Source organism: Sinorhizobium sp. NFACC03 (genome assembly GCF_900103435.1).
Classification (GTDB): Bacteria; Pseudomonadota; Alphaproteobacteria; order Rhizobiales; family Rhizobiaceae; genus Ensifer.
The window spans coordinates 71,417-97,043 of the sequence record NZ_FMXF01000019.1 but is presented as its reverse complement, the minus strand read 5'-3'; the positions used below and the strand labels follow the sequence as shown (position 1 = coordinate 97,043).

The 25,627-nt window shown below is 60.7% G+C and carries 28 protein-coding genes and 2 pseudogenes; 23 read left to right on the top strand and 7 right to left on the bottom strand.

Annotated features, from left to right (window positions below):
• The 11 genes from BLU35_RS22365 (at position 1) to BLU35_RS22315 (ending at position 10,166) form a co-directional block, all read left to right on the top strand.
• The gene (locus BLU35_RS22365) at positions 1-1,098 is read left to right on the top strand and encodes an ABC transporter ATP-binding protein (RefSeq protein ID WP_093234539.1); all 1,098 of its coding nucleotides are present in this window, start codon (positions 1-3) and stop codon (positions 1,096-1,098) included.
• A gap of 1 nt (position 1,099) precedes the next feature.
• Positions 1,100-2,212, top strand: coding sequence for a mandelate racemase/muconate lactonizing enzyme family protein (locus tag BLU35_RS22360; RefSeq protein ID WP_093234538.1), 1,113 nt, complete (start codon positions 1,100-1,102; stop codon positions 2,210-2,212).
• A gap of 71 nt (positions 2,213-2,283) precedes the next feature.
• Positions 2,284-2,613 (top strand): L-rhamnose mutarotase, encoded by a 330-nt coding sequence (locus tag BLU35_RS22355; protein ID WP_093234537.1) that lies wholly within the window; start codon positions 2,284-2,286, stop codon positions 2,611-2,613.
• Positions 2,606-3,685, top strand: a complete 1,080-nt coding sequence (locus BLU35_RS22350) for a Gfo/Idh/MocA family protein (protein ID WP_093234536.1) — start codon at positions 2,606-2,608, stop codon at positions 3,683-3,685. Before BLU35_RS22355 ends, BLU35_RS22350 begins: the two co-directional genes overlap by 8 nt.
• Position 3,686: 1 nt before the next feature.
• Positions 3,687-4,133 (top strand): MaoC/PaaZ C-terminal domain-containing protein, encoded by a 447-nt coding sequence (locus tag BLU35_RS22345; protein WP_093234535.1) that lies wholly within the window; start codon positions 3,687-3,689, stop codon positions 4,131-4,133.
• 10 nt (positions 4,134-4,143) lie between these two features.
• Positions 4,144-4,878 carry an SDR family oxidoreductase gene (locus BLU35_RS22340; RefSeq protein ID WP_093234534.1) on the top strand — a complete coding sequence of 245 codons (735 nt, stop codon included), beginning with the start codon at positions 4,144-4,146 and terminating at the stop codon, positions 4,876-4,878.
• Positions 4,879-4,902: 24 nt separating this feature from the next.
• Entirely contained in the window at positions 4,903-5,748 is an 846-nt protein-coding gene (locus BLU35_RS22335) for a fumarylacetoacetate hydrolase family protein (RefSeq protein ID WP_093234533.1), read from the top strand.
• Between the two features lie 21 nt (positions 5,749-5,769).
• Positions 5,770-7,047, top strand: a complete 1,278-nt coding sequence (locus tag BLU35_RS22330) for an L-fuconate dehydratase (RefSeq protein WP_093234532.1) — start codon at positions 5,770-5,772, stop codon at positions 7,045-7,047.
• A 194-nt stretch (positions 7,048-7,241) separates the two neighbouring features.
• Positions 7,242-8,219, top strand: coding sequence for a C4-dicarboxylate TRAP transporter substrate-binding protein (locus tag BLU35_RS22325; protein WP_093234531.1), 978 nt, complete (start codon positions 7,242-7,244; stop codon positions 8,217-8,219).
• A gap of 124 nt (positions 8,220-8,343) precedes the next feature.
• A complete protein-coding gene (locus BLU35_RS22320; RefSeq protein WP_093234530.1) occupies positions 8,344-8,856 on the top strand; it encodes a TRAP transporter small permease in 513 nt (170 codons plus the stop codon).
• A complete protein-coding gene (locus BLU35_RS22315; protein ID WP_093234529.1) occupies positions 8,853-10,166 on the top strand; it encodes a TRAP transporter large permease in 1,314 nt (437 codons plus the stop codon). Before BLU35_RS22320 ends, BLU35_RS22315 begins: the two co-directional genes overlap by 4 nt.
• A gap of 63 nt (positions 10,167-10,229) precedes the next feature.
• Here the strand turns inward: BLU35_RS22315 and BLU35_RS22310 are convergent, their stop codons facing one another.
• From BLU35_RS22310 to BLU35_RS22285, 7 genes and pseudogenes are all read right to left on the bottom strand, one after another.
• Positions 10,230-10,604, bottom strand: coding sequence for a VOC family protein (locus BLU35_RS22310; RefSeq protein ID WP_093234528.1), 375 nt, complete (start codon positions 10,602-10,604; stop codon positions 10,230-10,232).
• A 243-nt stretch (positions 10,605-10,847) separates the two neighbouring features.
• Complete coding sequence (locus BLU35_RS36860; RefSeq protein WP_502688168.1) at positions 10,848-11,126, bottom strand: FAD:protein FMN transferase; 279 nt, start codon at positions 11,124-11,126, stop codon at positions 10,848-10,850.
• A gap of 101 nt (positions 11,127-11,227) precedes the next feature.
• Positions 11,228-11,338: an FAD:protein FMN transferase gene (locus BLU35_RS36855; RefSeq protein WP_502688167.1), complete on the bottom strand. Its 111-nt coding sequence runs from the start codon at positions 11,336-11,338 to the stop codon at positions 11,228-11,230.
• 100 nt (positions 11,339-11,438) lie between these two features.
• Positions 11,439-11,837 (bottom strand): annotated as a pseudogene (locus tag BLU35_RS36215) (ABC transporter permease subunit); the annotation flags it as partial.
• 2 nt (positions 11,838-11,839) lie between these two features.
• A pseudogene (locus tag BLU35_RS22295) lies at positions 11,840-12,277 on the bottom strand (TAT-dependent nitrous-oxide reductase); the annotation flags it as partial.
• A gap of 159 nt (positions 12,278-12,436) precedes the next feature.
• Positions 12,437-13,528, bottom strand: a complete 1,092-nt coding sequence (locus BLU35_RS22290) for an IS1595 family transposase (RefSeq protein WP_093234525.1) — start codon at positions 13,526-13,528, stop codon at positions 12,437-12,439.
• Between the two features lie 112 nt (positions 13,529-13,640).
• Positions 13,641-14,162, bottom strand: a complete 522-nt coding sequence (locus tag BLU35_RS22285; protein WP_093234524.1) for an A24 family peptidase — start codon at positions 14,160-14,162, stop codon at positions 13,641-13,643.
• Between the two features lie 329 nt (positions 14,163-14,491).
• Between BLU35_RS22285 and BLU35_RS22280 the strand changes: the two genes are divergently transcribed.
• The 12 genes from BLU35_RS22280 (at position 14,492) to BLU35_RS22225 (ending at position 25,616) form a co-directional block, all read left to right on the top strand.
• Positions 14,492-14,710, top strand: coding sequence for a hypothetical protein (locus BLU35_RS22280; protein ID WP_093234523.1), 219 nt, complete (start codon positions 14,492-14,494; stop codon positions 14,708-14,710).
• Between the two features lie 108 nt (positions 14,711-14,818).
• Positions 14,819-15,820, top strand: coding sequence for a Flp pilus assembly protein CpaB (cpaB, locus tag BLU35_RS22275; RefSeq protein WP_093234522.1), 1,002 nt, complete (start codon positions 14,819-14,821; stop codon positions 15,818-15,820).
• A 63-nt stretch (positions 15,821-15,883) separates the two neighbouring features.
• The gene (locus BLU35_RS22270) at positions 15,884-17,371 is read left to right on the top strand and encodes a type II and III secretion system protein family protein (protein ID WP_093234521.1); all 1,488 of its coding nucleotides are present in this window, start codon (positions 15,884-15,886) and stop codon (positions 17,369-17,371) included.
• A complete protein-coding gene (locus tag BLU35_RS22265; RefSeq protein WP_286161588.1) occupies positions 17,355-17,654 on the top strand; it encodes a pilus assembly protein in 300 nt (99 codons plus the stop codon). Before BLU35_RS22270 ends, BLU35_RS22265 begins: the two co-directional genes overlap by 17 nt.
• A 100-nt stretch (positions 17,655-17,754) precedes the next feature.
• Positions 17,755-19,377, top strand: a complete 1,623-nt coding sequence (locus BLU35_RS22260) for a TadE/TadG family type IV pilus assembly protein (protein ID WP_093234519.1) — start codon at positions 17,755-17,757, stop codon at positions 19,375-19,377.
• Positions 19,377-19,844: a TadE/TadG family type IV pilus assembly protein gene (locus tag BLU35_RS22255; RefSeq protein ID WP_176907374.1), complete on the top strand. Its 468-nt coding sequence runs from the start codon at positions 19,377-19,379 to the stop codon at positions 19,842-19,844. The genes BLU35_RS22260 and BLU35_RS22255 overlap by 1 nt, the downstream gene beginning before the upstream one ends.
• On the top strand, positions 19,838-20,461 hold the full coding sequence (locus BLU35_RS22250; RefSeq protein ID WP_093234517.1) for a TadE/TadG family type IV pilus assembly protein: 624 nt from the start codon (positions 19,838-19,840) through the stop codon (positions 20,459-20,461). The genes BLU35_RS22255 and BLU35_RS22250 overlap by 7 nt, the downstream gene beginning before the upstream one ends.
• 28 nt (positions 20,462-20,489) lie before the next feature.
• Positions 20,490-21,632 (top strand): MinD/ParA family protein, encoded by a 1,143-nt coding sequence (locus BLU35_RS22245; protein WP_093234516.1) that lies wholly within the window; start codon positions 20,490-20,492, stop codon positions 21,630-21,632.
• Positions 21,633-21,700: 68 nt separating this feature from the next.
• Entirely contained in the window at positions 21,701-22,240 is a 540-nt protein-coding gene (locus BLU35_RS22240) for a L,D-transpeptidase (protein ID WP_176907372.1), read from the top strand.
• 19 nt (positions 22,241-22,259) lie between these two features.
• A complete protein-coding gene (locus BLU35_RS22235) occupies positions 22,260-23,714 on the top strand; it encodes a TadA family conjugal transfer-associated ATPase (RefSeq protein ID WP_093234514.1) in 1,455 nt (484 codons plus the stop codon).
• A complete protein-coding gene (locus BLU35_RS22230) occupies positions 23,711-24,664 on the top strand; it encodes a type II secretion system F family protein (protein WP_093234513.1) in 954 nt (317 codons plus the stop codon). Before BLU35_RS22235 ends, BLU35_RS22230 begins: the two co-directional genes overlap by 4 nt.
• Positions 24,665-24,671: 7 nt before the next feature.
• Entirely contained in the window at positions 24,672-25,616 is a 945-nt protein-coding gene (locus BLU35_RS22225) for a type II secretion system F family protein (protein ID WP_093234512.1), read from the top strand.
• The last annotated feature ends 11 nt before the right edge of the window (positions 25,617-25,627 follow it).

Here is a 25,627-nt window from a genome sequence, read left to right as displayed (position 1 = left end):
ATGGCTCCTGTCACCCTCAGGAAACTGGTCAAGCGCTACGGCGCGCTCGAGGTCGTCCACGGCATCGACCTCGAGGTCAAGGATCGCGAGTTCATTGCGCTCGTCGGCCCCTCCGGATGCGGCAAGTCGACGACGCTGCGGATGATCGCCGGCCTCGAGGACGTCAGCGACGGCGCCATCGAGATCGGCGGCCGCAAGGTCAACGATCTGCCGCCGCGGGCGCGCAACATCTCCATGGTGTTCCAGTCCTATGCGCTCTATCCGCATATGACCGTTGCCGAGAACATGGGCTTTTCGCTGAAGATCGCCGGGCGCTCGGCCGATGACATCAAGGCGCGTGTCGATGAGGCTGCTGCCATCCTCGATCTCGGCCATCTCCTGGAACGCCGGCCGTCGCAGCTTTCCGGCGGCCAGCGCCAACGCGTCGCCATGGGCCGCGCGATTGTGCGCCAACCGGACGTCTTCCTGTTCGATGAACCCCTGTCGAACCTCGACGCAAAACTGCGCACACAGGTGCGCACCGAGATCAAGAAGCTGCATGCGCGCATGCAGGCGACGATGATCTACGTCACCCACGACCAGGTCGAGGCGATGACGCTGTCGGACCGCATCGTCATCATGCGCGACGGGTACATCGAGCAGGTCGGTACGCCGGAAGAGGTGTTCCAACGACCGGCCACCAAGTTCGTCGCCGGTTTCATCGGTTCTCCGCCGATGAACATGGACGAGGCGATCGTCGACAACGGCACGCTGGTGTTTGCCAGTGGCGCCCGGCTGCCGATCCCGCCGCGTTTCGCAAAATCACTGCGCCCGGGCCAGAAGGTCACCTTCGGCCTCAGGCCGGACGATATCTATCCGAGCGGCCACGGCCTGCATGCCGGCGATCCGGCGGCCGTGCACGACGTCGAACTGCCGGTGTCGATCACCGAACCGCTCGGGAACGAGACACTTGTCTTCATCCAATTCAACGGCCGCGACTGGGTTTCGCGCATGCTCAACCCGCGCCCGCTCGCCTCAGGCGAAAAGGTGCGCATGAGCTTCGACCTGTCGCGCGCCCATCTCTTCGACATCGATACCGGCAAGGCTCTGGAAGGCTGACATGGCAAGAATCGAGAAAATTGAACTGCGCATGGTCGACCTGCCGCCGAAGGTGAAGCGGACCGATGCGATCCAGAGCTTCGTCAGCCAGGAAACGCCTATCGTCACGATCGTCGATTCCGACGGGGCGACGGGCACGGGCTACAGCTACACGATCGGCACCGGCGGATCGTCGGTAATGCGGCTTCTCTCCGATCACCTCGTGCCAATCCTGCTCGGCGAGGACGCCGATTGCATCGAGGCGATCTGGCACAAGATGGAATTTGCCACCCACGCCACGACCATCGGCGCGATCACCGCGCTGGCGCTGGCCGCAGTCGACACCGCCCTTTGGGACCTGCGCGCCAAGAAGCAGAAGCTGCCGCTCTGGAAGCTCGCCGGCGGCGCCAAGGACAGTTGCCCACTCTACACCACCGAGGGCGGCTGGCTGCATATCGAGAAGGAGGCCCTCGTCGAGGATGGGCTCGCCGCCAAGGCCAAGGGCTTCTCCGGCTCGAAGGTGAAGATCGGCAAGCCGCACGGCTCGGAGGATTACGATCGGCTCGCCGCGATGCGCAAGGCACTCGGCGATTGCTTCGAGATCATGACCGACTGCAATCAGGGCTTCACCGTCGACGAGGCGATCCGCCGCGCGTCGCGGTTGAAGGAGCTCGATCTCGCCTGGATCGAGGAGCCGCTGCCGGCCGACGATCTCGACGGTCATATCCGGCTGACGCGCTCGACGCCGACGCCGATTGCGGTTGGTGAATCGATGTATTCGATCCGCCATTTCCGTGAGTATATGCAGAAGGGCGCCTGCTCGATCGTGCAGGTCGACGTCGCCCGCATCGGTGGCATCACGCCCTGGCTGAAGGTCGCTCATGCGGCGGAAGCCTTCGACATTCCGGTCTGCCCGCATTTCCTGATGGAGCTGCATGTGAGCCTCGTCTGCGCCGTGCCGAACGGCAAATATGTCGAATACATTCCGCAGCTCGATGACCTGACCACCAAGGGCATGGAGATCCGGAACGGCCGCGCCATGGCCCCTTCTGAGCCGGGCATCGGCATCGCCTGGGATTGGGACGCCGTGCGCACTCGCTCGATCAGTGAATTCACCCGCGAGTTCCGCGGCTAGAGCAATTCCAGCAAAAGTGCGGAACGGTTTTGCGTTTGGAATTGCGCAATACCAATGAGATGGAGGACAGGATGCAGCGGATGGGAATGGTGATCGGCCTCGAAGCGTCGAAAATCGCCGAATACAAGGCGTTGCATGCCGCCGTCTGGCCGGAGATCCTCGAACTGATATCCGAATGCAACGTCACCAACTATTCGATCTTCCTCAAGGAGCCGGAAAGCCTGCTGTTCGGCTACTGGGAATATGTCGGCTCGGATTTCGCGTCGGATATGGCCAAGATGGCGGCGCATCCGAAGAACCAGGAATGGTGGTCGGTCTGCATGCCGTGCCAGAAGCCGCTTGAGATGAGAAAAGAAGGCGAGTGGTGGGCGATGATGGACGAGGTTTTCCATCATGACTGAAGGCTTTGATCCCGGCACTCTCAGACAATGGTGGCCGAGGCCGAGCAATCCACGGCCGATCGTGATCTTCGGTGCCGGTAGCATCGTCGGCGACGCCCATCTGCCGGCCTACCGCAAGGCGGGCCTCCCGGTTGCCGGGATTTATGACCCGGACCGTTCCAAGGCGTCTCAGCTTGCGGAAAGCTGGGATATTCGGGCCTTCGAAAATGAGGCGGACGCGCTTTCGGTGCCGGAAGCGATCTTCGACCTCGCAACGCCGCCCGCCGCCCATGCCACCATCCTTGGCCGATTGCCGATCGGCGCGGCAGCGCTGATCCAGAAGCCCATGGGGTCGGACCTCGCCGCCGCAACCGCCATTCTCGAGATCTGCCGCGCGCGCAAGCTGAAGGCGGCCGCCAACTTCCAGCTTCGCTTCGCGCCGATGATGCTGGCGCTGCAGGATGCCATCGCCAAGGGGCATCTCGGCGAGGTGGTGGATTTCGATGCCTGGCTGGCGCTCGCCACCCCCTGGGGCCTTTGGCCGTTCCTCAAAGGTCTGCCGCGCATCGAGATTGCCATGCACTCGATCCACTATCTGGATCTGATCCGCGGCCTGCTCGGCAACCCCTTAGGCGTACACGCCAAGACCATCGGGCATTCGAACCATGATGTCGCCCAGACGCGCACGGCGGCGATCCTCGACTATGGCGATCGCGTACGCTGCGTGCTCTCGGTCAATCACGACCACGATTTCGGCCGCAAGTTCCAGGCCTGCGAGTTCCGCATCTCCGGCACCTCGGGTGCCGCCTACGTGAAGCTCGGCGTCAATCTCGACTACCCCAAGGGTGAGCCGGATGAGCTCTGGATCAGGCCTACAGGCGGCAGCGATTGGGTTGCCGTGCCGCTCGAAGGTGCCTGGTTCCCCGACGCCTTCGTCAATCGCATGGCGAACCTGCAGCGCTTCGTCAGGGGTGAGGACGATGAACTGATCGGCTCGGTGGAAGACGCGTGGCAGACGATGGCGCTCGTCGAGGCCGCCTATCAATCGAGTGCCGCGCCGGCAACGGCGATCGCGCCGCTTCCAGGACAATGACATGTCTGAACAGATCATCCATTTTGAAGACTACGAGCTCGGACACGAACGCCTGACGACGGGTCGCACGATCACCGAGACCGACTTTGTCGTTCATGCCGGTCACACCGGCGATTTCTTTCCACACCACATGGACGCGGAATTCGCCAAGACCCTGCCGGGCGGCCAGCGCATCGCCCATGGCACCATGATCTTTTCGATCGGCGTGGGTCTGACAGCCTCGCTGATCAACCCCGTTGCCTTTTCCTACGGCTATGATCGTCTGCGCTTCGTGCGTCCGGTCCATATCGGCGATACGATCCGCACCCGCGTGACCGTCTCTGCGAAGGAGGACGATCCGAAGCGACCAAAGGCGGGGCGCGTCGTGGAACGGTTAGAAGTTATCAACCAGCGTGGCGAGGTCGTTCTCGCCGCCGACCATATCCTGGTCGTCGAACGCAAAGCATGAGGGATCGAGAATGACAGCGGATCTTAAAGGCAAAGTCGTCCTGATTACGGCCGCAGCTCAAGGAATCGGCCGCGCTTCGGCTTTGGCCTTCGCAAAGGCCGGCGCCAAGGTGCATGCGACCGATATCAATACGGATGCGCTTGCAGCGCTTGCCAGCGAAGCCGGCGTCGAGACGCACCGGCTTGACGTCCTCGATACGCAGGCGGTGGACGCTCTCGTGGCAAAGATCGGCGCCGTCGATATCCTCTTCAACTGCGCCGGCTTCGTTCATGCCGGCTCGATCCTGGAGATGAAGGATTCCGACCTCGAATTCGCCCTCGACCTTAACGTCAAGGCGATGATCCGCACCATCCGTGCCGTGCTTCCGGGCATGCTTGCGCGCAAGGATGGCGCGATCATCAACATGGCTTCCGTCGCTTCCAGCATCAAGGGCGTGCCCAACCGCTTCGCCTACGGCGTTACCAAGGCAGCCGTCATTGGTCTCACCAAGGCCGTTGCCGCCGACTACGTCTCTGAGGGAATTCGCTGCAACGCCATTTGCCCCGGTACCGTTGAGAGCCCGTCGCTGCAGGACCGTATGCGGGCGCAGGGCGATTATGAGACGGCACGAGCCGCCTTTATCGCCCGCCAGCCGATGGGCCGCCTCGGCACGCCGGAGGAGATCGCCGCGCTCGCCGTTCATCTCGCGAGCGCTACCTATACGACCGGCCAAGCCTATGCCATCGATGGCGGCTGGACCATCTGACCACCGAGTTCAAGGATTTAAGATATGAAGCTTCTGCGTTACGGCGTTCCGGGTCACGAAAAACCGGGTATTCTCGATGCGAACGGCACGCTGCGCGACCTTTCCGGTCATGTGGCTGACCTCTCTGGTGCGGCTCTCGATCCCGATAAGCTGGCGGAACTGGAGTCGCTCGATCTTGCAGGTCTGCCCGCTGTCGCGGGCAACCAGCGTCTCGGCCCTTGCATTGCCGGAACCGGCAAGTTCATCTGCATCGGTCTCAACTATTCCGATCACGCGGCTGAGACCGGCGCCAAGGTTCCGTCGGAGCCGATCATCTTCATGAAGGCGACTTCGGCCATCGTCGGCCCCGATGACGATCTTCTGATCCCGCGCGGTTCGACCAAGACCGACTGGGAAGTGGAGCTCGGTGTCGTCATCGGCCGCAAGGCGAAATACGTGACCGAAGCGGAAGCCCTCGACTATGTCGCCGGCTACTGCGTCGTGCACGACGTCTCCGAGCGAGCCTTCCAGACCGAACGCCAGGGCCAGTGGACCAAGGGCAAGTCCTGCGACACCTTTGGTCCGACAGGCCCCTGGCTCGTAACCAAGGACGAAGTGCCGGATCCGCAGAACCTGCCGATGTGGCTGAAGGTCAATGGCGAGACCATGCAGAATGGCTCCTCCAAGACCATGGTCTACGGCGTCGCCCATCTCGTGTCCTACCTTTCGCAGTTCATGTCGCTGCAACCGGGCGACATCATCTCGACCGGCACACCGCCTGGCGTCGGCATGGGCATGAAGCCGCCGCGTTATCTCAAGGCGGGCGATGTCGTCGAACTCGGTATCGAGGGCCTCGGCAGCCAGAAGCAGTCCGTACGCGCGGACGATTAATTACCACCGACTGGAGTGACCATGACCCGCATCACTGATCTGCGCGTCTTCGACCTGCGCTTTCCGACCTCACAGAGCCTTGACGGCTCCGATGCGATGAATCCGGACCCGGATTATTCCGCGGCCTATGTCATCCTCGACACGGACAGGCCCGGTGTTGCGGGCCATGGTCTCACCTTCACCATCGGCCGGGGCAACGATATCTGCTGCATGGCGATCAAGGCTATGCAGCACCTGGTCGTCGGTCAGGATACGGCGGACATCCTCGCCAATCCGGGCCGCTTCTGGCGGCACCTGACGAGCGACAGCCAATTGCGCTGGATCGGCCCCGAAAAGGGGGCAATCCATCTCGCCACCGGCGCCGTGGTCAATGCCGTCTGGGACCTGCTTGCCAAGGAAGCGGGCAAACCCGTCTGGCGCCTCGTTTCCGACATGTCGCCGGAACAGATCGCCGACATCGTCGACTATCGCTACATGACGGATGTGCTCACCCGCGACGAGGCGATCGGAATTCTCAGCAAGGCCGAGCCCGGAAAGGCCGAGCGCATCGCGACGCTGGAGAGGGAAGGCTACGCCTGCTACACGACGTCGGCCGGCTGGCTCGGCTATGACGATGACAAGCTCAGGCGGCTCGCCCAGGAGGCGATCGACGAAGGCTTCAATCACATCAAGATGAAGGTCGGCCGTGATCTTGCCGACGACATCCGGCGGCTGACGATTGCGCGCGAGGTGATCGGGCCGGACCGCTATCTGATGATCGATGCCAACCAGGTCTGGGAGGTCGGCGAGGCGATCGATTGGGTGAAGCAGCTTGCCTTCGCCAAGCCCTTCTTTATCGAGGAGCCGACAAGCCCCGACGATGTCGCCGGTCACCGCAAGATCCGCGAGGCGATCGGGCCGGTGAAGGTCGCGACCGGCGAGATGTGCCAGAACCGCATCATGTTCAAGCAATTCATTGCCGAGGGCGCGATCGACATCGTCCAGATCGACTCGTGCCGCATGGGCGGGCTGAACGAGGTGCTGGCGGTGCTGCTGGTCGCAGCCAAATACGGGCTGCCGGTCTGGCCGCATGCTGGTGGCGTAGGCCTTTGCGAATATGTGCAGCACCTGTCGATGATCGACTATGTCGCCGTTTCCGGCACCAAGGATGGCCGCGTGATCGAGTATGTCGATCATCTGCACGAGCACTTCCTCGACCCCTGCGTCATCGAGAATGCCGCCTACATGCCGCCGCAGCGGCCCGGCTTCTCGATCGAAATGAAGCCCCAATCGATCGCGGACTACACATTCCGCGCCTGACAAGAGCGTTTATATAAGAATACATCATTCAAAATGGAAAAGCCGGGGCGGTCATAGATCGCCCCGGTTTTTCGTTTTCGAACCGGACTCTATCGGGAAGATGGGCGCCGCACTCTTGACGCTGAAGTTCATTCATGAATAGATCATTCATGCATTGTGCATTCCGGAGGGGAGTCCGGAAAGAGGAGGAATTGATGAAGACCTTGATCGTCGTGGCCGCTATGGCTGCCCTTTCCTATTGCGGTATCGCTAATGCGCAGGAATACAGCCTGCGGTTCTCGACGTCGCAGGTGAACCCCAACGAGCCCATCGTCAAAGCGATGAAGACCTATGCCGAACGTGTCGGCGAACGCTCCGGCGGCCGCATTGCAATTACGGTCATGACGGGCGATCAGCTCGGCGCGCAGAAGAAGGTCAATGAAATGGTCATGAGCGGCGCGAGCCTGCTCAGTGCCACGGACTATGGTCAGCTCGGCCAATTCGTGCCCGATCTCTCCATTCTGGCCGGTCCCTATGTCTACCCCGATCTGGCCGCGACCGACCGCCTCTTCGAATCCGGTCTCTACAAGGAACTATCCGGCAAGCTCGAGGCACAGGGCATCAAGATCATCATGCCGAACGGTCTTTTCGGCTACCGCCACATCATCGCCAACAAGCCGGTTCGCTCACCAGCGGACCTTGCCGGCGTCACCATCCGCGTGCCCTCGTCGCCGATTATGATGGCGACCTTCGGCAATTACGGCGCACGGCCGACGGAACTGCCGTGGGGCGACGTCTACAACGCGCTTCAGACCGGTGTCGTCGATGCCGCCGAAGGCCCCTTCGGCTCGATCGCCGGCGCGAAACTGAACGAGACCCGCAAGGTCATCTCGAAGACCGGCCACCAGATCATGTTCACGGCCTGGGTCGCATCCAGCCAGTTCTTCAACGGCCTGCCGGAAGACCTGCAGAAGATCCTTCTCGAAGAGGGCCAGACGATCGCCAAGGAGCTGACTGAGATGACGCTCGAAACGGATGATGCCTACGCCAAGCAGCTCGCGGCCTCTGGCGTCGAGATCGTCACCGACATCGACGTTCCAGCTTTCATCGAAGCCTCGCGCGCGGCTTACGAGAAGGTGCCGAACATCACGCCCGGAATGTACGATCAGGTACAGAAGGCAATGGCCGAGTAAGCGCTCCAACGGGCGTGGCCCGAACGGCCGCGCCCATTCATGCTGTCGCGCATCGGTGCGATGACCTGGGGCCGTGTGGCCATTCCGCCGTCCCCATTCCGCCCTTTAGGATATCGAGACAACCATGGAAACCTCACGACCACCCGAGGAAGCAATTCCTCTGCTCAGCCTGCGCCGCGCCGATGAAGCGATTGGTGTTGCGGCGTTGCTCGTCATCGTCATTTCGATCCTTTGGGGAGTGATCAGCCGCTATATCTTCCCGCAGCCCGCCGCGTGGACCTACGAACTGGCGATCATGGCTTTTGCCTATCTGGTTTTCTTCGGCGCAGTTGCCGGTGTCCGTCTCGGCACCCATGCCGCCATCGACGTTCTCGTCGCAGCGTTCCCGGAGGGTTGGCAGAAGGCGGTCGCCTGGTTCAACTATTTTCTGCTGGCCCTGTTCTTCAGCGCCATGACGATCCTTTTTGCTTGGCAGGCCTGGACGTCGCGGCATGTGCATACGATCGCGCTCGATCTATCGCGAAGTCTTTCCTACGGGCCGCTCGCGCTCGCTTCGGCCGGCATGTTGTTCCAGCACCTCATCGTCGAAAGGCCATGGACTGTCCGTCTGCATCGCAATGTGGAATCGCTGATATGACCTTCTTCCATCTGGCCGGCCCTTCGCTGCTGGTCGTCATCCTCTTCCTGTTGTCGACGCCCATCACCTGGGCGATGGCGATTGGCGCGCTCGCCTTCTTCGTCATCAACATGGACATGATCCCGCTTGCCAATTTCGCCCAGGAAATGGCGGAGGGCAGTCAGTCCGTTTCTCTCCTTGCGCTGCCGCTCTTCGTGCTTGCCGGCTGCATCATGAATGCGTCGGGCATCACCCGCCGCCTGCTGGCGCTCGCCGACGTTCTGGTCGGCCATATGACCGGCGCTTTGGCGCAGATGTGCACCGTGCTCGGCACCTTGCTCGGCGGCCTTACCGCATCGGCCAACGCCGATGCCGCGATGCTCGCCAAGACCCTTGGCGTCGAAATGGCTGAGAGAGGCTACAGCCGCGCCTTTGCCGCAGTCATCACCTCGTCCGCCTCCATCATCACCAGCCTCATCCCACCCTCGATCGGTCTTATCGTCTACGGCTTCCTGGCGGAGACCTCGATCGGCCGGCTGTTTGCCGCTGGCGTGGTGCCCGGCCTCGTGCTCGCGGCAGGGCTTATGGTCACCACCTACTTCATCGCGCGCAAGCGCGGCTACAAACCGCTTCGCAAGGAGCGCGCCAGCCGGGCGGAGGCGAGCCGGGCGCTGATCGACGGGCTTTGGGCGCTGTCGATCCCGGTCGTGATTTTCGCCGGTACGCGCTATGGCATCTTCACCACCACCGAGGCCGGCGCGGTTGTCGTCGTCTATGTGCTGTTCGTCGCCGTCTTCGGCTACCGTGAATTCACGCTCCGTCAGATCCCGGAAGTGCTTGCGGAGTCGGTGCGCGATTCTGCGGTCGTGATGATCATGATCTGCGCGGCGGCCGCCTTCGGTTTCTATCTCGCCTGGGAACAGGTGCCGCAAGCGATGTCCGGTTGGCTGGGCGGTGCAACCGACAATCCGCTGCTGATGCTGCTCCTCATCAACGTTCTCCTCATCGTCATCGGCACGGCGATTGAGGGTTCGGCTGCGCTCATCATCCTGACCCCGATGCTGATCCCGATCATCGACGGTGTCGGCATCGATCGCGTGCATTTCGGCGTCGTCTTCATTACCAACCTGACGATCGCCGGCATCACGCCCCCGGTCGGTGGCCTGATGTACATCTCGTCCATGGTGCTGAAGGTACCGATGATGGCTTATGCGCGCGAGGTGCTGCCCTATCTCGGGATGATGATGGTCCTTCTGGTCATGCTCAGCATGTTTCCGCAGCTCTCGCTGTGGCTTCCCAACCTCGTCTATGGAACCGCGGCGGTTCAATAGCGCGACAGACGGCCCTCCGCGTTGACGGAGGGCCTGGCGCCTGCGGGGGCCAGATGCTCTCGATCAGGCCTCGGGTTCGTGGCAAACCGCTTCGATGTTGTGTCCATCAGGACAAAGCACGAAGGCCGCGTAGTAGTTCGCATGGTAGCGCGGGCGCAGACCCGGCGCACCGTTGTCTTTGCCACCCGCTGCCAGAGCGGCGCGGTAGAAAGCGTCGACTTGCTCGCGGCTCTCGGCCGCGAAGGCCAGGTGAAGATGCGCCGGTTTCTCGTCCGTCTGGTGCAGGCACAACGAAGCCTTGCCCTTCGAACTAAGTTCGACACCGTAGGACGGTTCGCCCTCGGCTATGATAGCTACACCGAGCGGTTCGAGAGCCCTTAGGTAGAAGGCTTTGCTCGCGGCAAAGTCCCTGACGCCGAATTTGACGTGGTCAAACATGAGTTCTCCTGACGTGTGCGAGCCTGCCTGGCGGTGGGGCCCTCAGTGCTGTTTGTGCTGCAAATCGGTCCTTCCCGGCCGATTTGCATCGGGCCTAATTGGCATGTCTGAGCGATCAATGGCAAGGAACGGAGGCGAGAGACAAGGGGCGGTCGTTCGCAGTTGAACGCCAGAAGCGCTGTATCAAGCAGGCTCTGGTGCCAGACCTTTGCTCAGTCGGTTTCCGTCAGCCAACAGACCGCATCATCGGCTTTTGAGATGTACATCAACCAAGGTCTGTTGCTTTGCCAGTGCATCGATCTCATCAGGCGCCATCAGCGAAAACGCTGTCGAAAGGGCATCAGCGGTCGAAGCCTCCGGCGCAACGACCGAAACCCGGACATATTGCTGTGCCGTTGCGCCGCTCCGTGGGTCCAGGATGTGGCTGAAGCGGCCTTTAGCGTCGAATTGGAACCCTTTTGCAGAGGACGTCGCGACCGCGCGGTCGATGATATTCAGGGTCGCGTCGACGTCATTGGTCATCCTCGAAGTCGGCCAGGCCGATGCGCCAAGGTTGCCCGTCCGCCCTTGCACCGATCGCGCGGCTTTCACCCATGTCGACGAGGCTGCTGGTGACACCGGCCTCACAAAAAGAGCTGGACGACGCGATCGGTGACGTAGCCCTGGGCAATGCCATTCAGCGTCAACGCCATGCCTCGGCGGGAAAAGGCGATGCGATTGCGGTCGATGCGCACCTGCGTGAAATCGGCCAGCGCCGCCGCTTCACGTACCCTACCTTCTGGCGGTCCGGCGGGATTAGCGATGCTGCGACGATGAGGGCAAAGCGGACGGGTTTCAAATGTCCCTCCTGGAGAAAAGCAGCGTGGCAAGAGCGAGCGGTGCGGCTGTCCAGACGCAAAGTGCGGCGAGCAGGACCTCGCCTGTGAGGATTGAGTTCTTGGCGACACCGCCCATGCCGGAGAGCGCGGCAGCGCCGCCGCTACCGAGATTGAGAAGTCGATAGGCATCCGTCGGATTGGCGAGCAGCAAGAGATCGAGCAGACCGTCCGGTAGTGAGCGGCCCTGTGCTGCCACGAGCCCGCCGAGCAGTGCCATGTCGTAGATCAGCACGAAGAACAGCCAGAGGCCGATGGCAATGCCGCCCGCGGTGCTGCGCTCGCCCGCACTGGCACTGACGAAGTATCCGATCGCGACGAATACCGCGCCGAGCAAGACGGACGATCCCGTCATGGACTCATCGTGTCGCCGTCGATCGCCGAGAAGATCGCGTGATACTGCTTGTGGTCGTCGAGAACTGAGCCGTCGTTCGGGATCGGCACACGATCTTCGCCATTGGCGAAGACGTAGCCGGTGCGCGGATATTTCTGCACGCGTAGGCCGTGAACGGTGTGCTGGTTCGGCAACTGGATGATCTTGTCGCACTTCATCACATCGAGGCGGATGCGGCAGACACGCGTGTTGGCCTTGTCGTTTGCGAAGAGGTAGCGCCCGTCATAGGTGCCTTTCGTGAAAGACGGGTGCGGGTGGTGCAGGTCGCCGTTGAGATAGATGCCGCCCTTGTCCTTCAGATATTCCTTGATCTCCGGCAGCAGACCTTCGGTCAGGATCTTGCGGCTTTCGTTCGTCTGGCCCCAGCCGGTTGCGCTGTCGCGGTTAAAGACGGGAATTCGCATATCTCATGGCGCGCGAAAAGAATGCAGATGTGCTTGTCTTCGCCCAGGAGGCTGCCTCCCAACTGGTGCAGTGCATTCTGTTCTTGCGCGAGTTGCCGCCGCGGGCGTGAGCTTGCGTTGCGACGATGCTCAATCGGATCATCTTGAGAGGGGCCTTTATCAACCAAAGGCAGCGACTGCTGATTTGACGATGATGCCACCATCCGGACTTCTGCGCATTTGCCGACCGGTAGCAGCGCGGAAGACCTGTAGCAATTGCAGCGCCGGCGGTACCCGTGACCACATTGTTTTCATGCGTTCCACGCCATTTCGGCTTTTCCGCACAGCCTGGCCCGTAACAATGCGCTGTGACCAGCGGAAACCGATCTCGTGGAAATACAGGTCGGCATGCTGCGGGCTGATATGATGAAAGACGCCGGCAATTGTGCGGCGGACGCGGGAATTGAAACCCTCGACCGAATTGACATGAACGGCGTCACGAACGTACTCGCGGCTGGAATGCTTCACAGTGTCATGCCTGGCATAGTTCTCGCCAAGGGCTATGAACGCTGCCGCCTCATCGCTCATCAAGTAGGCGTCGGGGTCGATCTGCGCTTCGGCCGCGCGCGCCGCTGCACGGAGCGAAAGACCAGTCACCACCGCAGCACGCGCGTCACCGGCCGGAGTGCCGGGTGTGACGGGTCGCTGCACGATCACCATGACAGGCGTCTTCTGGGTATTCGGTAGACCTTTTCGGCCGCGTCCAGGCGGTGGATCGTCCGGATTTATTCTCGGTCGCCCACCGAGATGAAAATGGTCGATCTCCACCGTGCCATCGAGCATGTGCTCGCGCGCCGCCATGAGACGCAGCGCGTGCCCCATCCGCCAGGCCGTCGGTTGGCTCACCCCCAGAGCCTCGGCCAGGCGCACCGAGGACAAACCTTTATCCGACTGCAGCATAAGCCACATGCCCTTCAGCCAGACACGCAAAGGAAGCTTTGTGGAATGCAGCGGCGTGTGTGTCGTCACCGTAAACTGGAACCGACATTCGCCGCTGGAGCATTGATAGAGACCCGGACGCGCACGCCGCTTGCCCATATCGCGCCCGGCGATTGCGATCGAGCGCTTGTAACCACAGGCAGGGCAAACTCTTCCGGCCGGCCACACCATGCTTTCCAGCAATCGCCGGCACTGCTCCTCATCGCGAAAGGCCACGATCATATCTTCCGCCGTCCGAATGTTGGTAAGTGCTGCAAGCATCGTTTCCGACATTCTCATCTCCCTCGGATCATGCCCGAAGAATCGCATGGCAATCCCTAGACAGCAAGGTAATTGCTGTCTTTCGTTGATAAAGGCCTTGAGAGGTGATGAACGGGCTGCTTGTCTAAGCCTGGCGGTGACGGAGGGCCATCGTGACAAGCGTGGCGAAGACCATGATGACGCCGTAGGGGATCTTGCGGCTGACCCGAATCTCTTCGATCCGCATAATCACGGCGTAATGCGCGAACGCCAACGGCATTGGCAGCCTCAAGGCCAGCATGGTCAATATCCCGCCGATCAGCAGGAAAACGGCAAAGGGGAGCATGCCGTGCCAGCCGACGAAGAGGCCAATCGGCAGGAATAGTTTGGCGTCGCCGGCGCCGAACAACCGAAATGCCCAGAGCGCTACCCCGAGCGTGAAGAGCAGTAAGCCAGCTCCGATATCGCCGCCGACGCCATCGAGTGAGAAGAGCGCGGCGCCGATGTCCTGTGTTGTCGTGAGCCAGATCATGGCGCCCAGCGCGTAGACGGAGACGAGCGCGAGCACGACGCCGTTCGGTATGCGCCAGCTCTGGAAGTCGCTCCAGGCGGAGTAGAGAAAGAGCGCCGCCGCTACCAAAGGGATTATATTGACAAGTTCTGTCATGTTTCACCAGTTCTGCGCGATAGGTGGCCTCAGATGCAATTGTGTTGCTCTTCCAAAGGCTTCGCAAGAAACCGCGGATCAGAAAAGCTCAAGAAATATTACAGGATGTCATGTTTCCGCAGGTGATCTCTCTATTGACCCTTAAAATGCAGGGGTTCTGATTTTAACCATAACCCAAAGATGGCTCATATCACTTCGTATTAGAAGTTGACGATATAATAATTAAGGGATTATTAATAATGTCAGTCGGAGAGGCGGTCTCGATGACAGGCGGGGGCCGGGAAAAAAGCGGCCACGCAGAAAGTATACTGTGTTGGAGGTAATTCTCGATGAAAGCACTTTTGAATAAAGTCCGCGCTTTCGCGCGGGAAGAAGACGGCGTAGCGCTGACTGAATACCTTATTCTTCTCGGCCTTCTCGTTGGCGGTGTTGTCGCTTCTATTGTGACGATCGGCGGCGAACTTGAGACTAACTGGTCCTCCTGGGCGACTTGGTTCCAAGGCCAAGACCTCGATGCTCCTGCTCCTGCTGCTGCTCCTCCAGCTTAAAAAAAAGCGCGAGGCCTGATAAATAAGGAGGGGAGTTTGTTAACTCCTCTCCGCTATTTTAGAAAAATATTCTGGAAATAGTTTTCTCCGAATGTGCGAGTAGCGGCGATGCGTTCCTCAGCTATCATCAGTCTGGTTATTGCCCTTTTACTTAGTGTTGGAGCGGTTTTTGCAACGCGCATCTATCTCGCCGACCAGAAGGCGCGACTTACGGCTGCCAGCGGCTCAAAAACTCAGGAAAAGACGCTTGTCGTCGCCTCAAAACCAATGCGCTTCGGCGACCGGGTTCGTCCCGAAAATTTGAAAGCCATTCCCTGGCCCTCCGAAGAAAGGCCGGAGGGTTCGTTTGACGCCATCGTTGCTGTTCTCGGCGATAAGGACGAACCCCGTTATGCTATGGAGGCGATCGATCCCGGCGAGCCGGTGCTCTCCTCAAAGATTACTGGCGCCGGCGAGCGCGCCACGCTCTCGGCGGCGCTTGATGAGGGGATGAAGGCGGTTTCCATTCGTGTCAACGACGTGCTCGGCGTTGCCGGCTTCGTGCGTCCCTCGGACCGGGTCGACGTGCTCCTGACCCGCTTGATCCGCAATTCGAGGGGTGGCACCGAACAGACCTCGGTGGATGTGCTCTTGCAGGGCGTGAAGGTGTTGGCTGTCGACCAGACGGCTGACGAGCGTAAAGACGAGCCCTCCGTCGTGAAGACTGTCACCTTTGAGGTCACGACCGACGAGGCCCAGCGCCTGACACTCGGGGCCAATATCGGCACGCTCTCGCTGGCGCTTCGCAATATCGCGTCGGCCTCCGTCGAACAGACACGGCCGGTGACCGTCGCAGATCTGGGGGGTGGCCCCGTCGCCGCCGAACTCTTACAAGGTACTGATGATGGGCGATTCGAGTCGATCGAACGTATGGTTCGCAAGGTCGGCGAGGATCTCGGAGGCCGGATCAATTCCGTCGAAAGCAAGATGAATGCACCCGTGCGTGAAAAACAGGTGCAAATCGTCGAGCGAAATGTTGAGCCGGTCTTGCTGGCAGAGCCCAAGTGGGCGACGGTCGGCGTCTGGAACACAACGAAGCGGGAAGAACACAGAGTGGGATTGATCCAGTGATGTGAGGTGTAACCTGCCCTGAGGGGGCGGGCCCGGCTTCGAGGAGAGGGAGCTAAGGCAGGAATGTTGAGGGGAAGCGTCAAGCGTTCAACAAGAGGCAAGGTCCTCGCGGCGGCTGTCGCGATCGTATCGGCCAATTGTCTTTGGGGACCCAGCCTCATAGGGCCGGCAGATGCGCAGGAAAAATTCGTCAATCTCGGCGGATCCGTTCAGCAGGTGGTGCTGCCGCCGAATGATACGATGACGATCGCCACCGGCAAGCCTTTCGGAGACCTCGTAATTGGCAGCGCGGAACTCATAGACGTCGTACCGCTCTCCGACAAATCGCTCTTTATCCGCGGCAAGAAGACCGGGGCGACAAACATCTCCGTTTATAGCGACGACAAGAAGCTTCTCGGCGTGATCGATATCCGCGTCGCCAGCGATTTCGGCGAGGTAGCATCGGCGATCCGCTCTGCGTCGCCCGGTTCGCAAGTTCGTGTGATCAATTCGAATGATCGTATCCGCCTGACGGGCATGGTGCGCGACGCCACCGAGCTGCAGCGGGTGCTTGAAATCGCCCAGTCCTATTCGGACCAGCCGGTTCTCAACCAGTTGCGCGTCAACGATTCCCAGCAGGTCATGCTGGAAGTTCGCGTGATCGAGGCGTCCCGGCAAACCGGTCGCGACCTCGGCATCGGTTGGGCAGGGGCGGGCAGGAATGGCATCGGCAAAGCGACGACCAGTCAGGGCATTGGAGTTGAGGATGGCGCGCTGGTTCGAACCCTCGAAGATGCGGCGGGCGCGGCAACTGGCATGCAACCTTTCGGTCAGCTGATTGCCAAGGTGCTTGAAATCTCCGGCGGCCAGATAGACGTGGTCATCAACGCGCTCGAACAGAAGGGGCTCGTGCGTCGCCTGGCCCAGCCGAACCTGATCGCGATGAGCGGCGAAACCGCCAGCTTCCACGCCGGTGGTGAAGTGCCGATCCAGACTACGGTCGCCAATGGCGCGACCGTTGCTACGCAAACGGACTACCGGCCTTTCGGTGTGCGGCTGACCTTCACGCCGGTGGTGCTCGATGGCGGGCTGATTAGCTTGAAGGTCGAGCCGGAAGTTTCCGAAATCGATACGTCTATTAACGTCAACGGCAATCCCGGCTTCATTTCGCGCGCGGCGAAGACGACCGTGGCACTGCGCGATGGCCAGAGCTTCGCCATGGCCGGCCTGCTGCAATCGATCAACTCCAAAGATATTCAGCAACTGCCTGGCTTGGGGCAGTTGCCGGTGATCGGTGCACTCTTCCGCTCGACGAGCTTCCTGAAGCGCGAGTCCGATCTCGTCATCGTCGTGACCCCGCGCATCGTGCGGCCCGCGGCGCCCGGCGAGGCGCTCTACAGCCCGCTCGAGCAGACGCGGTCATCCAATGATGTGGAGCTCTTTGCGCTTGGGATACTGGAAGTGGACAAGGATATGCTGCGCCGCTTCCGCAACGGTGAGGGTGTCACCGGGCCTTATGGCCATCGGCTTGATCTCGACACGGGAGGCGTCGTTGCTGTTGCGAAGAAGTAAGCGTGTGCTTCTGGTTCTGGCGGCTACCAGCCTCACCTCGGGCTGCGCCGACTATTTGAACCACCGGGACTCGATCACCTTCGGGCTCGGAAACGCGATGGAAGCGAACAAGGGTATCCACACGCAGGATCCTTTCCCGCGCGTGGCGCAGAATACGCACATCGCCACTGATGGCAAGGTGGTCCATAGGGCGATCCGCAGCTACCAGGGCGGCGGCGGGGCGCCGGCCTTCGTGATCCCGCCCGCGGGGGCGGGGGGCAACGGCGCAATGCCCGGCAACTGATGGGCAAAGGCAGAATTTGATGCGGCAGCAGTGCCGGAAAGGAATGCAATAAAAACAACGCGACACGACAGTAAGCCGCCGCGATCGGAGAGGCATGCCAATGTTGAACAGGGCAATCAAACGGTTCTGGGACGATCGTCGAGGTTACGTCATCGCGTTGACGCTCATTGCGATGCCGCTGTTGCTCGGATTCTCCCTCATCGTCATCGACATCGGCCGAAGTGCCAATCTCCACACCGATCTTCAGAACGCGGTCGATGCTATGGCGCTGGCGGGAGCGCGCGAACTCGACGGTCGTGATAACGCGATCGAGCGGGCTCGGGATGCAATCGAGAAGCTCGCCAACACCGCGGCCTTTGGCGACGGTGGGGAGGGAATGTCGCTCGGGTCATATATTGCCGTATCTTACAATGCTGCGGATGACGACTTGAGCACCGTGACGGTCCGTTTCCTGAAGGGTATCCCCGGCGACGGAACGTTCGAGGGGGACGACGACGACCCGATCACCGAGGCAATGGTGACGACGGATTCGAACGAGGCTGGTTATGCCTGGGTCACGGCTAAGGATCAGGCTATGCAGACGATTTTCCCGCTGCCTGTGGGCCTCAATCGCAATACGATCATTGTCTCCGCCGATGCGGTTGCAGCCTACCGGGTCAGCGCCTGCGATGTCACGCCGATCTTCGTCTGTAATCCTTACGAGCCTGCTGGAAACACCAGTGCAACAGTGAGCGAAGAGAAGGCGGAAGAACTGCACGACAGGTTTGCGGCCGGTGATCTCTATGGCGTGCAGATCGAGCTCCACAGCACGTCTTCGTCCAATCCGGGGCCGGGCAATTTCGGCTTTCTCCGGACGCCCTTGGGCAATGGTGCAAACGTGCTGGCGGAGGCGCTTGCTACGGGCAACCCGGGCACTTGCTATACCCAGGACAACCTTGACACCGAAACAGGCGCAAAGGCGGGGCCGATCGAAGACGGTGTCAATACACGGTTTGGCTTTTACGGGTCGATAGGGAGCACCACCGATCCGAGTTACCGGCCCGCTACGAATGTTCGTGCTGCGCAAGAGATTTCTGGCAAAGGCAATGGCAATGGCGATGCCAGTAAGAGTTGTAGTGGTTATACCCCTGTCATGAGTAGCGACGGAACCCAGGTGGGGGACCCCGCCAAGGCGGTTCCACTGGGTTATGGCGCGGACATGAGAGCGATGGGCGGCGGTAAGATCAGTGACAGTAACGATTGGAATTATGTAAGCTACTGGAACGTCGCACACGCCGGAATAAGCAGGCCGTCTGTCACGGACGTTCCCTCGAGCTATCCGGGAAGCGACGCTTCGGCACCGGGCCAACCTTCCGCCTATGATGTCTATCGCTATGAGCTTAACAACCCGTTGCGGATCAGTGACGCCTCGGCCAACGGCGACACGGGTGCGCCTACGACGGGCAAAGGATGCTACGCCGGCACATACCCCGAAGACGAGGAGGGCGACCGCCGCGAGATCTTTTCCGCTATCGTCAATTGCGGCTACGAAGCCTCGGTCGGACATCTAAACGGCCATAAGGCAACACAGGCGGTGGCCTTTGCGCGCATGTTCCTGACGAAGCCGGCGATCAAGGCTGGCAGCGAGCGTTATCTTTCCCTCGAGTTGATCGACATCACCGGTAGAGGAGGGCGCGGTACGTTGGACGAGTTCCTCCGCGAGGAAGCGGAACTGGTCAGATGATCATCGCGCTGCGAAATTTCGTCTGCGGTCTGTTCCATCCCTTCCGATCGAGGGAAGACGGAGCGGTGCTGACCGAAGCCTTGGTCGCAGTGCCATTCGTTACCCTGTTTGCCGCCGGCATCCTCGAGTTCGGTAACATTTTCTGGCAGCGGATGCAGATCGATGCGGGCTTGCGCGACGCCGGACGGTATATGTCGCGCTGCCGGCCAAGGCCGGATCCGGAGCCGACATGCGAGGAGATGGCCAGGAAGATCGCGTTTTACGGAACGCAGGCTTCGGGCACCGTCCTGCGTGTTCCCGGCTGGGGCGACGACCTCGATGATATCACTATCATTCCCCTCAATACCGATGGCACGATCAGGGTGCAGACGGTGCATGTCTACCAGAGTTCGCCCGTCTTTGCCTGGCTAGGCATCGATGAGATCACCATCACGTCCTTTCACGAAGAGAGGTATATCGGATGGTAAACCGTCGATCGCCCGTCTCCTTCTGGCAGGACCAGCGCGGGGTCACGTTCGCCGAAGGTTTGATAACGCTGCCGCTCGTCCTTTTGGTGTTCGCGGCCTTTGTCGAGTTCGGCTACGCCATGTCGCAATGGAACCAGACGGTTAAGGCCCTGCAATTTGGCGCCCGACTTGCGGCTGTGTCCGATCCTCTGACGAGCGACTTCGACGACGTCTTTCCGATTGAAGCCGAAAATCCGCTGAACAATGGCGACCTTGCACCGAACGACGCGACCATTTCGTCCACTTGCGGGCCCGATCTCGTCAATTGCAGCGACGAGTTGAGTCGGGTCGTTTTGGGAAGCGATGGTCAATGCGGCGTGACGAGTGATCCGAACCCGGGAATCTGTGATCTTAATTGGCGCATCCAACCGGCGAACGTGGTGGTGACCTACCAGCGCTCAGGTCTCGGCTATTGGGGACGGCCGAACGGACCCGTTCTCACGATGCGTCTAGAGGTGCGGCACGTCACCTTCGACCTGCCGCTTCTTGGCGGCTTGCTTGGATTGGATCGGATCGAAATTCCCGCCCATCCGGTAACGCTTACGACGGAAGACCTCAAGACATGTTCAACCTGCTGAGCGCTTCAATATTGCGTGGGGGAGCGAGATGACTGTGCACATGAACTTCGCAACAAGCACCAAAATCCTCGTTCTCTCCGACGACGCGGCGGCGGCAAGCCTTATGCTCGACACCTTTGGTTCCCTGTCGCGCTACGAGGTGTGCCACATAGCTCTAAGCGCACTTGGTGAGGCGGGAAAGCTCGACCCGACACAGTTCAATCTGATCGTGCTCGACGTCGACTGCGGCGACATGCTCTGCCGTCCGGAGATTTTTGCCTTTCGTGCCAGCCATCGCAATATTCCGATGGTGATCGTTTCCGAGGTTCTGTCCGATGAACTGATGCGGCCGCTCTTTCGGCTGAACGGTGACGACTGGTTGAAGAAGCCGCTCGAGCGCCGCGCACTGATCGAGATGATCTCGACCCATGCGCCAGGCGTCGGCGGCAACGAGTGCCGGGTTCATGCCATCGTTGCTGCCGTAGGCGGTGCCGGGGCGAGCGTCATTTCTTCGTCGCTTGCCCATCTATTGGCGCAGCCGACAAAAGGCGTCACGCCGCGTGTTGGTCTGTTCGATCTGGATTTCTCGTCCGGATCGCTCGGCTACTACCTCAACCTTCTCAACGACTACGATCTGAAGACCGTCATCGCCAATCCGGCGCGTGTCGATCTCGAATTCATCGATCTGGTGCGCAAGCGTCACCCGGGTGGGTTCACGCTGTTATCGTTCAAGCAGCCGTCCGTGTTGCTCGAACCCAAAGGTGCCGAACTGGTGTTGCGCATGCTGGATGTCGCCGCCTTCGAGAGCGATCACCTGGTGATCGACACGCCCTATTACGAAACGCCCTGGAAGAGCGATGTGCTGGGGTCGGTCAACAGCGTTTCCATCGTCACGGAGATGACGATTCCGGCGCTCCATCAAGCCAAAGACCTCTACGTCGATCTCGTGCGGTTGCGGGGCAGCGCGGATTCGATCCAGATCGTCATCAACAAGTATCATACCAAGCTCTTCAGCCTTGGGGTGCGCCGCGAGCAGGTGGACAAGGTGTTCAAGGATACGCATGCGCACATCATCCCCTACGACTGGGACACGCTGAGCGAGGCGGTGAACCGCGGTGTCCTGCCCGACGAGGTCAATTCGCGCTCGCCCTTCTGCGGTGCCGTCGGCAAGCTCGGAGCGCTCGTCAGATGAGGGCACTTCACCACGGCAGCAGTGGATCGATGGGCCGAAGCGGCGCTGGCTTCGGGCGTTGCCGGTGGATGCGCGCCGTGCTGCTCTTGGGTGCGCTGGCGCTCACGCCGGCTGCGACTGGAGCATTGGCGGGCGGGACGGTGCCGCGCAGTCTCGGGCCGAAAACGAGCACGGTCGTAGCGATCGAGAAAAAGTACCCTGCCGGCACGATCGTCGTCGCCAGTCAGGAGCGGACGCTCGATCTCGTTCTTTCCGGCAACCGTGCGATCCGCTATCGGATCGGCGTCGGCCGCGACGGTTTCCGTTGGAGCGGCGTGGTGAAGGTGGGGCGAAAAACCGAATGGCCTGATTGGCGGCCGCCGGCCGAGATGAAGGCGCGCGCACCGGAACTGCCGGAGCTGGTGCCTCCTGGTCCGTTCAACCCGCTCGGCGCCCGCGGCATCTATCTCTACCGGGGGAGCGCCGACACGCTTTATCGCATTCACGGAACGAACGAGCAGTCCACGGTCGGGCAGTTCGCGTCCTCGGGCTGTTTCCGCATGAGCAATGCCGACATCATCGATCTCTACGGGCGGGTGAAGGTCGGAGCAACGGTGATCGTCAAATAATCGAACAGGGTAGGAAGCAATGGCAACCGGGTTCATTGGACGTTTCTACAAGCAACGGCAGCCGGATGGCGGGGATCTTAGAGAAGCCGTCGAACCCTCTCCATCAGCGGGCGAAGCTGCCGTCATGTCCGATCCGGAGGCTGCCGGCGCCGCAGCAAGCGCCAGGTTGGAGGAGACGCTCGGGCTCGACATGGTTGCGGAGCGGGTCAATCTGCACCGCTACCTGCTCGATCGCATCAACCTCGGTATTCTCGACACGATGGACGACGGGGAAATCGCCACCGAGATCAGGCCTCTGGTCAAGGACTATATCCGCCGCGGCAATTTCCCGCTCAATGGCAAGGAAATCAACGATCTGATCCGCGACATCACCGATGAGATGCTCGGGCTGGGGCCGATCGAACCGCTGCTTGCCGATGACTCGATCGCCGATATCCTGATCAACGGTTACAACAGCGTCTACGTCGAACGGCGTGGCAAGCTCGAAAGCACGACGGTGCGTTTCAAGGACGAAGATCACCTGCTGCGGGTGATCAACAAGATCGTCTCGGCTGTTGGCCGCCGAGTGGACGAATCGACGCCGCTGGTCGATGCGCGCTTGAAGGATGGATCACGTGTCAACGTCGCCATTAGGCCGATCTCGGTCGACGGACCGCTCGTCTCGATCCGCAAGTTCACCCGCAAGCCACTGACGCTGGAGCGTCTGGTCGAGAATGGCGCCATGGCGAACGCGATGCGGATCCTCTTGAGCGCCGCCGTCAAGGGCAGGGTGTCGATGGTCGTCTCCGGCGGCACCGGCTCGGGCAAGACGACCCTGCTCAACGCCCTGTCATCGCAGATCTCGGTTAAGGAGCGCCTGATCACCATCGAAGACGCGGCCGAATTGCAGCTGCAGCAACCGCATGTCGGACGGCTGGAAACAAGGCCGCCAACCCTCGACGGCCGCAATGAAGTGCGCCAGCGTGAGCTTTTGAAGAATGCGCTGCGCATGCGACCCGATCGCATCATCGTCGGCGAGGTGCGCGGCGAAGAGGCCTTCGACATGCTGCAGGCGATGAACACCGGCCACGAAGGCTCAATGACGACCATTCACGCCAACACGCCGCGCGATGCGGTCGGCCGGCTCGAGCAGATGGTCGGCATGGCGGGCATGCCCATGTCGCAGCTCAGCATCCGCTCGCAGATCGCCTCGGCGATCACCATCATCGTTCAGGTCCAGCGCCTGAGTGACGGCAGCCGCAAAGTGGTTTCAATCTCCGAGATCACCGGCATGGAGGGCGAGGTCGTGCAGATGCAGGAGATCATGCGGTTCAGGCGAACCGCTACTGACGAGAACGGCCGCATCCACGGCGAATTCCGGGCGACCGGCTTGCGTCCTCGCTTCGTCGAGGAGTTTGCGCAACTAGGGATCGCTATTCCCGCGGCGATCTTTGATCCCGGAAAGCCGCTGCAAACGGGAGCTGTTGAACCATGACTTTGCTACTGCTCTACGCTGCCGTCTTCATCGCGTCTCTCATCGCCGTCGACACCCTTTTGCGCAGCTTCTTTAGAAAGTCAGAACGCCGGCGCGCGGTCAATCATCGCCTAAGTCTGCTTGACGCGAGCGAAGATCACCTCAAGACCTACCGCGAAATGGTGAAAGAGCGCGGCGCCGACGGAATTTGGCGATCGCTGCCGTCGACACAGCTCATTCGGCAATGGTATACACAGTCTGGCGTCAAGTTCGACCCACGGCGGTTTGCGCTCTACGGCATCCTCGGTGCGGTGCTGGTCTGGTTGGCCGTCCAGTTCCTGATCCCGAGCAATCTTGTGCGGGTTCCCGTCTTCGTGGCGAACTGCCTTCTGATCCCCATCGTCTTCGTCTGGCGCACACGAACCAGCCGGATCCGCACATTTACCCTGAAGCTTCCCGAGGCGCTCGACGTCGCCAATCGCAGCCTGGCGGCAGGTCATCCGCTGCCGGCGGCGATTTCCCTCGTGGCGCGCGAAATGCCCGATCCGGTAGGCACGGAGTTTGGCCTGCTCTCAGATGAGTTGACCTATGGCACCACCTTGGATGACGCCCTCGTCAACCTCAGCCGCCGCGTCGGCGCGGAAGACCTGAGCCTCCTGGCGATCGCCTTGAGCGTCCAGGCGGGAACCGGCGGGAATCTGGTCGAAATCCTTCAAAATCTCTCGAAGACCCTGCGTGATCGCGCGATGCTGAAGGCTAAGGTCAAGGCCATTTCATCGGAAGGGCGGATCACTGCGATCTTCATGTCGGTCTATCCGTTCCTTCTCTACGCGATGATCAAGGTGCTATCGCCGACTTACTTCGATCCTGTCTGGGCAAGTGGTTACGGCACGACCATCGTCGCCGCGCTCGTTGCCATCATGGCAGTCGGTAACGTCATTCTCTACAAGATGGTCAACTTCGAATACTGAGGCCGCTATGGGCGAGTACGGAATCTACATCGTCGTCTTCTTCGCGGTTATGATATTCTCCGGCGTTATCTCGGAGCTGGTGTTTCGCCGACGCGAGGTCGGCGTTCGATTGTCGGAGACGGCCGCAAAGGCAAGTGGTGACGATCTCCAACTTGGCGACAGCACCCTTGTCGATCTGGGTGATGCGGAGAACCGCCTGATCCGCCGCTATTTCGAAATCACTCGACGCGACCAAAATGCTAATTCCACACAGAACCGACTGATCCGGGCGGGATATTTCGGAGCAAGAGCGGTTACCGTGTTCCAAGTGGTGCGTGCACTGCTTTGCGGTGTGGTCATGGTGGGGGCTGCCTGGGCCCTAAACCGCTTCGTCCCCGAGATGTCCCAGCTTGCGGTCCTTCTCGTCGCGATGATCGTGACCGGTATCGCGTTCGTGCTCATCAATATCTACATCGATCGTCGGGGCGAAGCCAAGGAACGGGAATACCGGCGGCTCTTCCCCGATTTCATGGATATGCTGATCGTTTGCCTTGACGCGGGCATGAGCATCGAGGCGGCGGCAAATCGCGTCGCGCGCGAGTTCGTCCAGAAGAAGCAGGACTTTGGCCTGCATCTATCGATTATGATGCTAGAGGTGCGTGGCGGTCGCCGCTTGCGCGACGCTCTGTCCAATCTTGCCACGAGGCTGAGGATCGACGAAGCGCGTGCTCTTGCGGTGCTCTTCCGCCAGTCCGAGGAGCTAGGAACGAGTGTCACCCAAACGCTGCGCGTCTACAGCAAGGAGATGCGCGATCTCAGGGTCGTGCGGGCGGAGGAGAAGGCGAATGCTTTGCCGATCAAGATGCTGTTGCCGCTCGGCGCCTTCCTGTTTCCCGTGAGCCTCATCATCGTGCTCGTCCCAATCATCCTTCGTGTCGTCGGCATTCTCATCGGTTTGAAGCCCGGCGGATAGGCAAGAGTGAG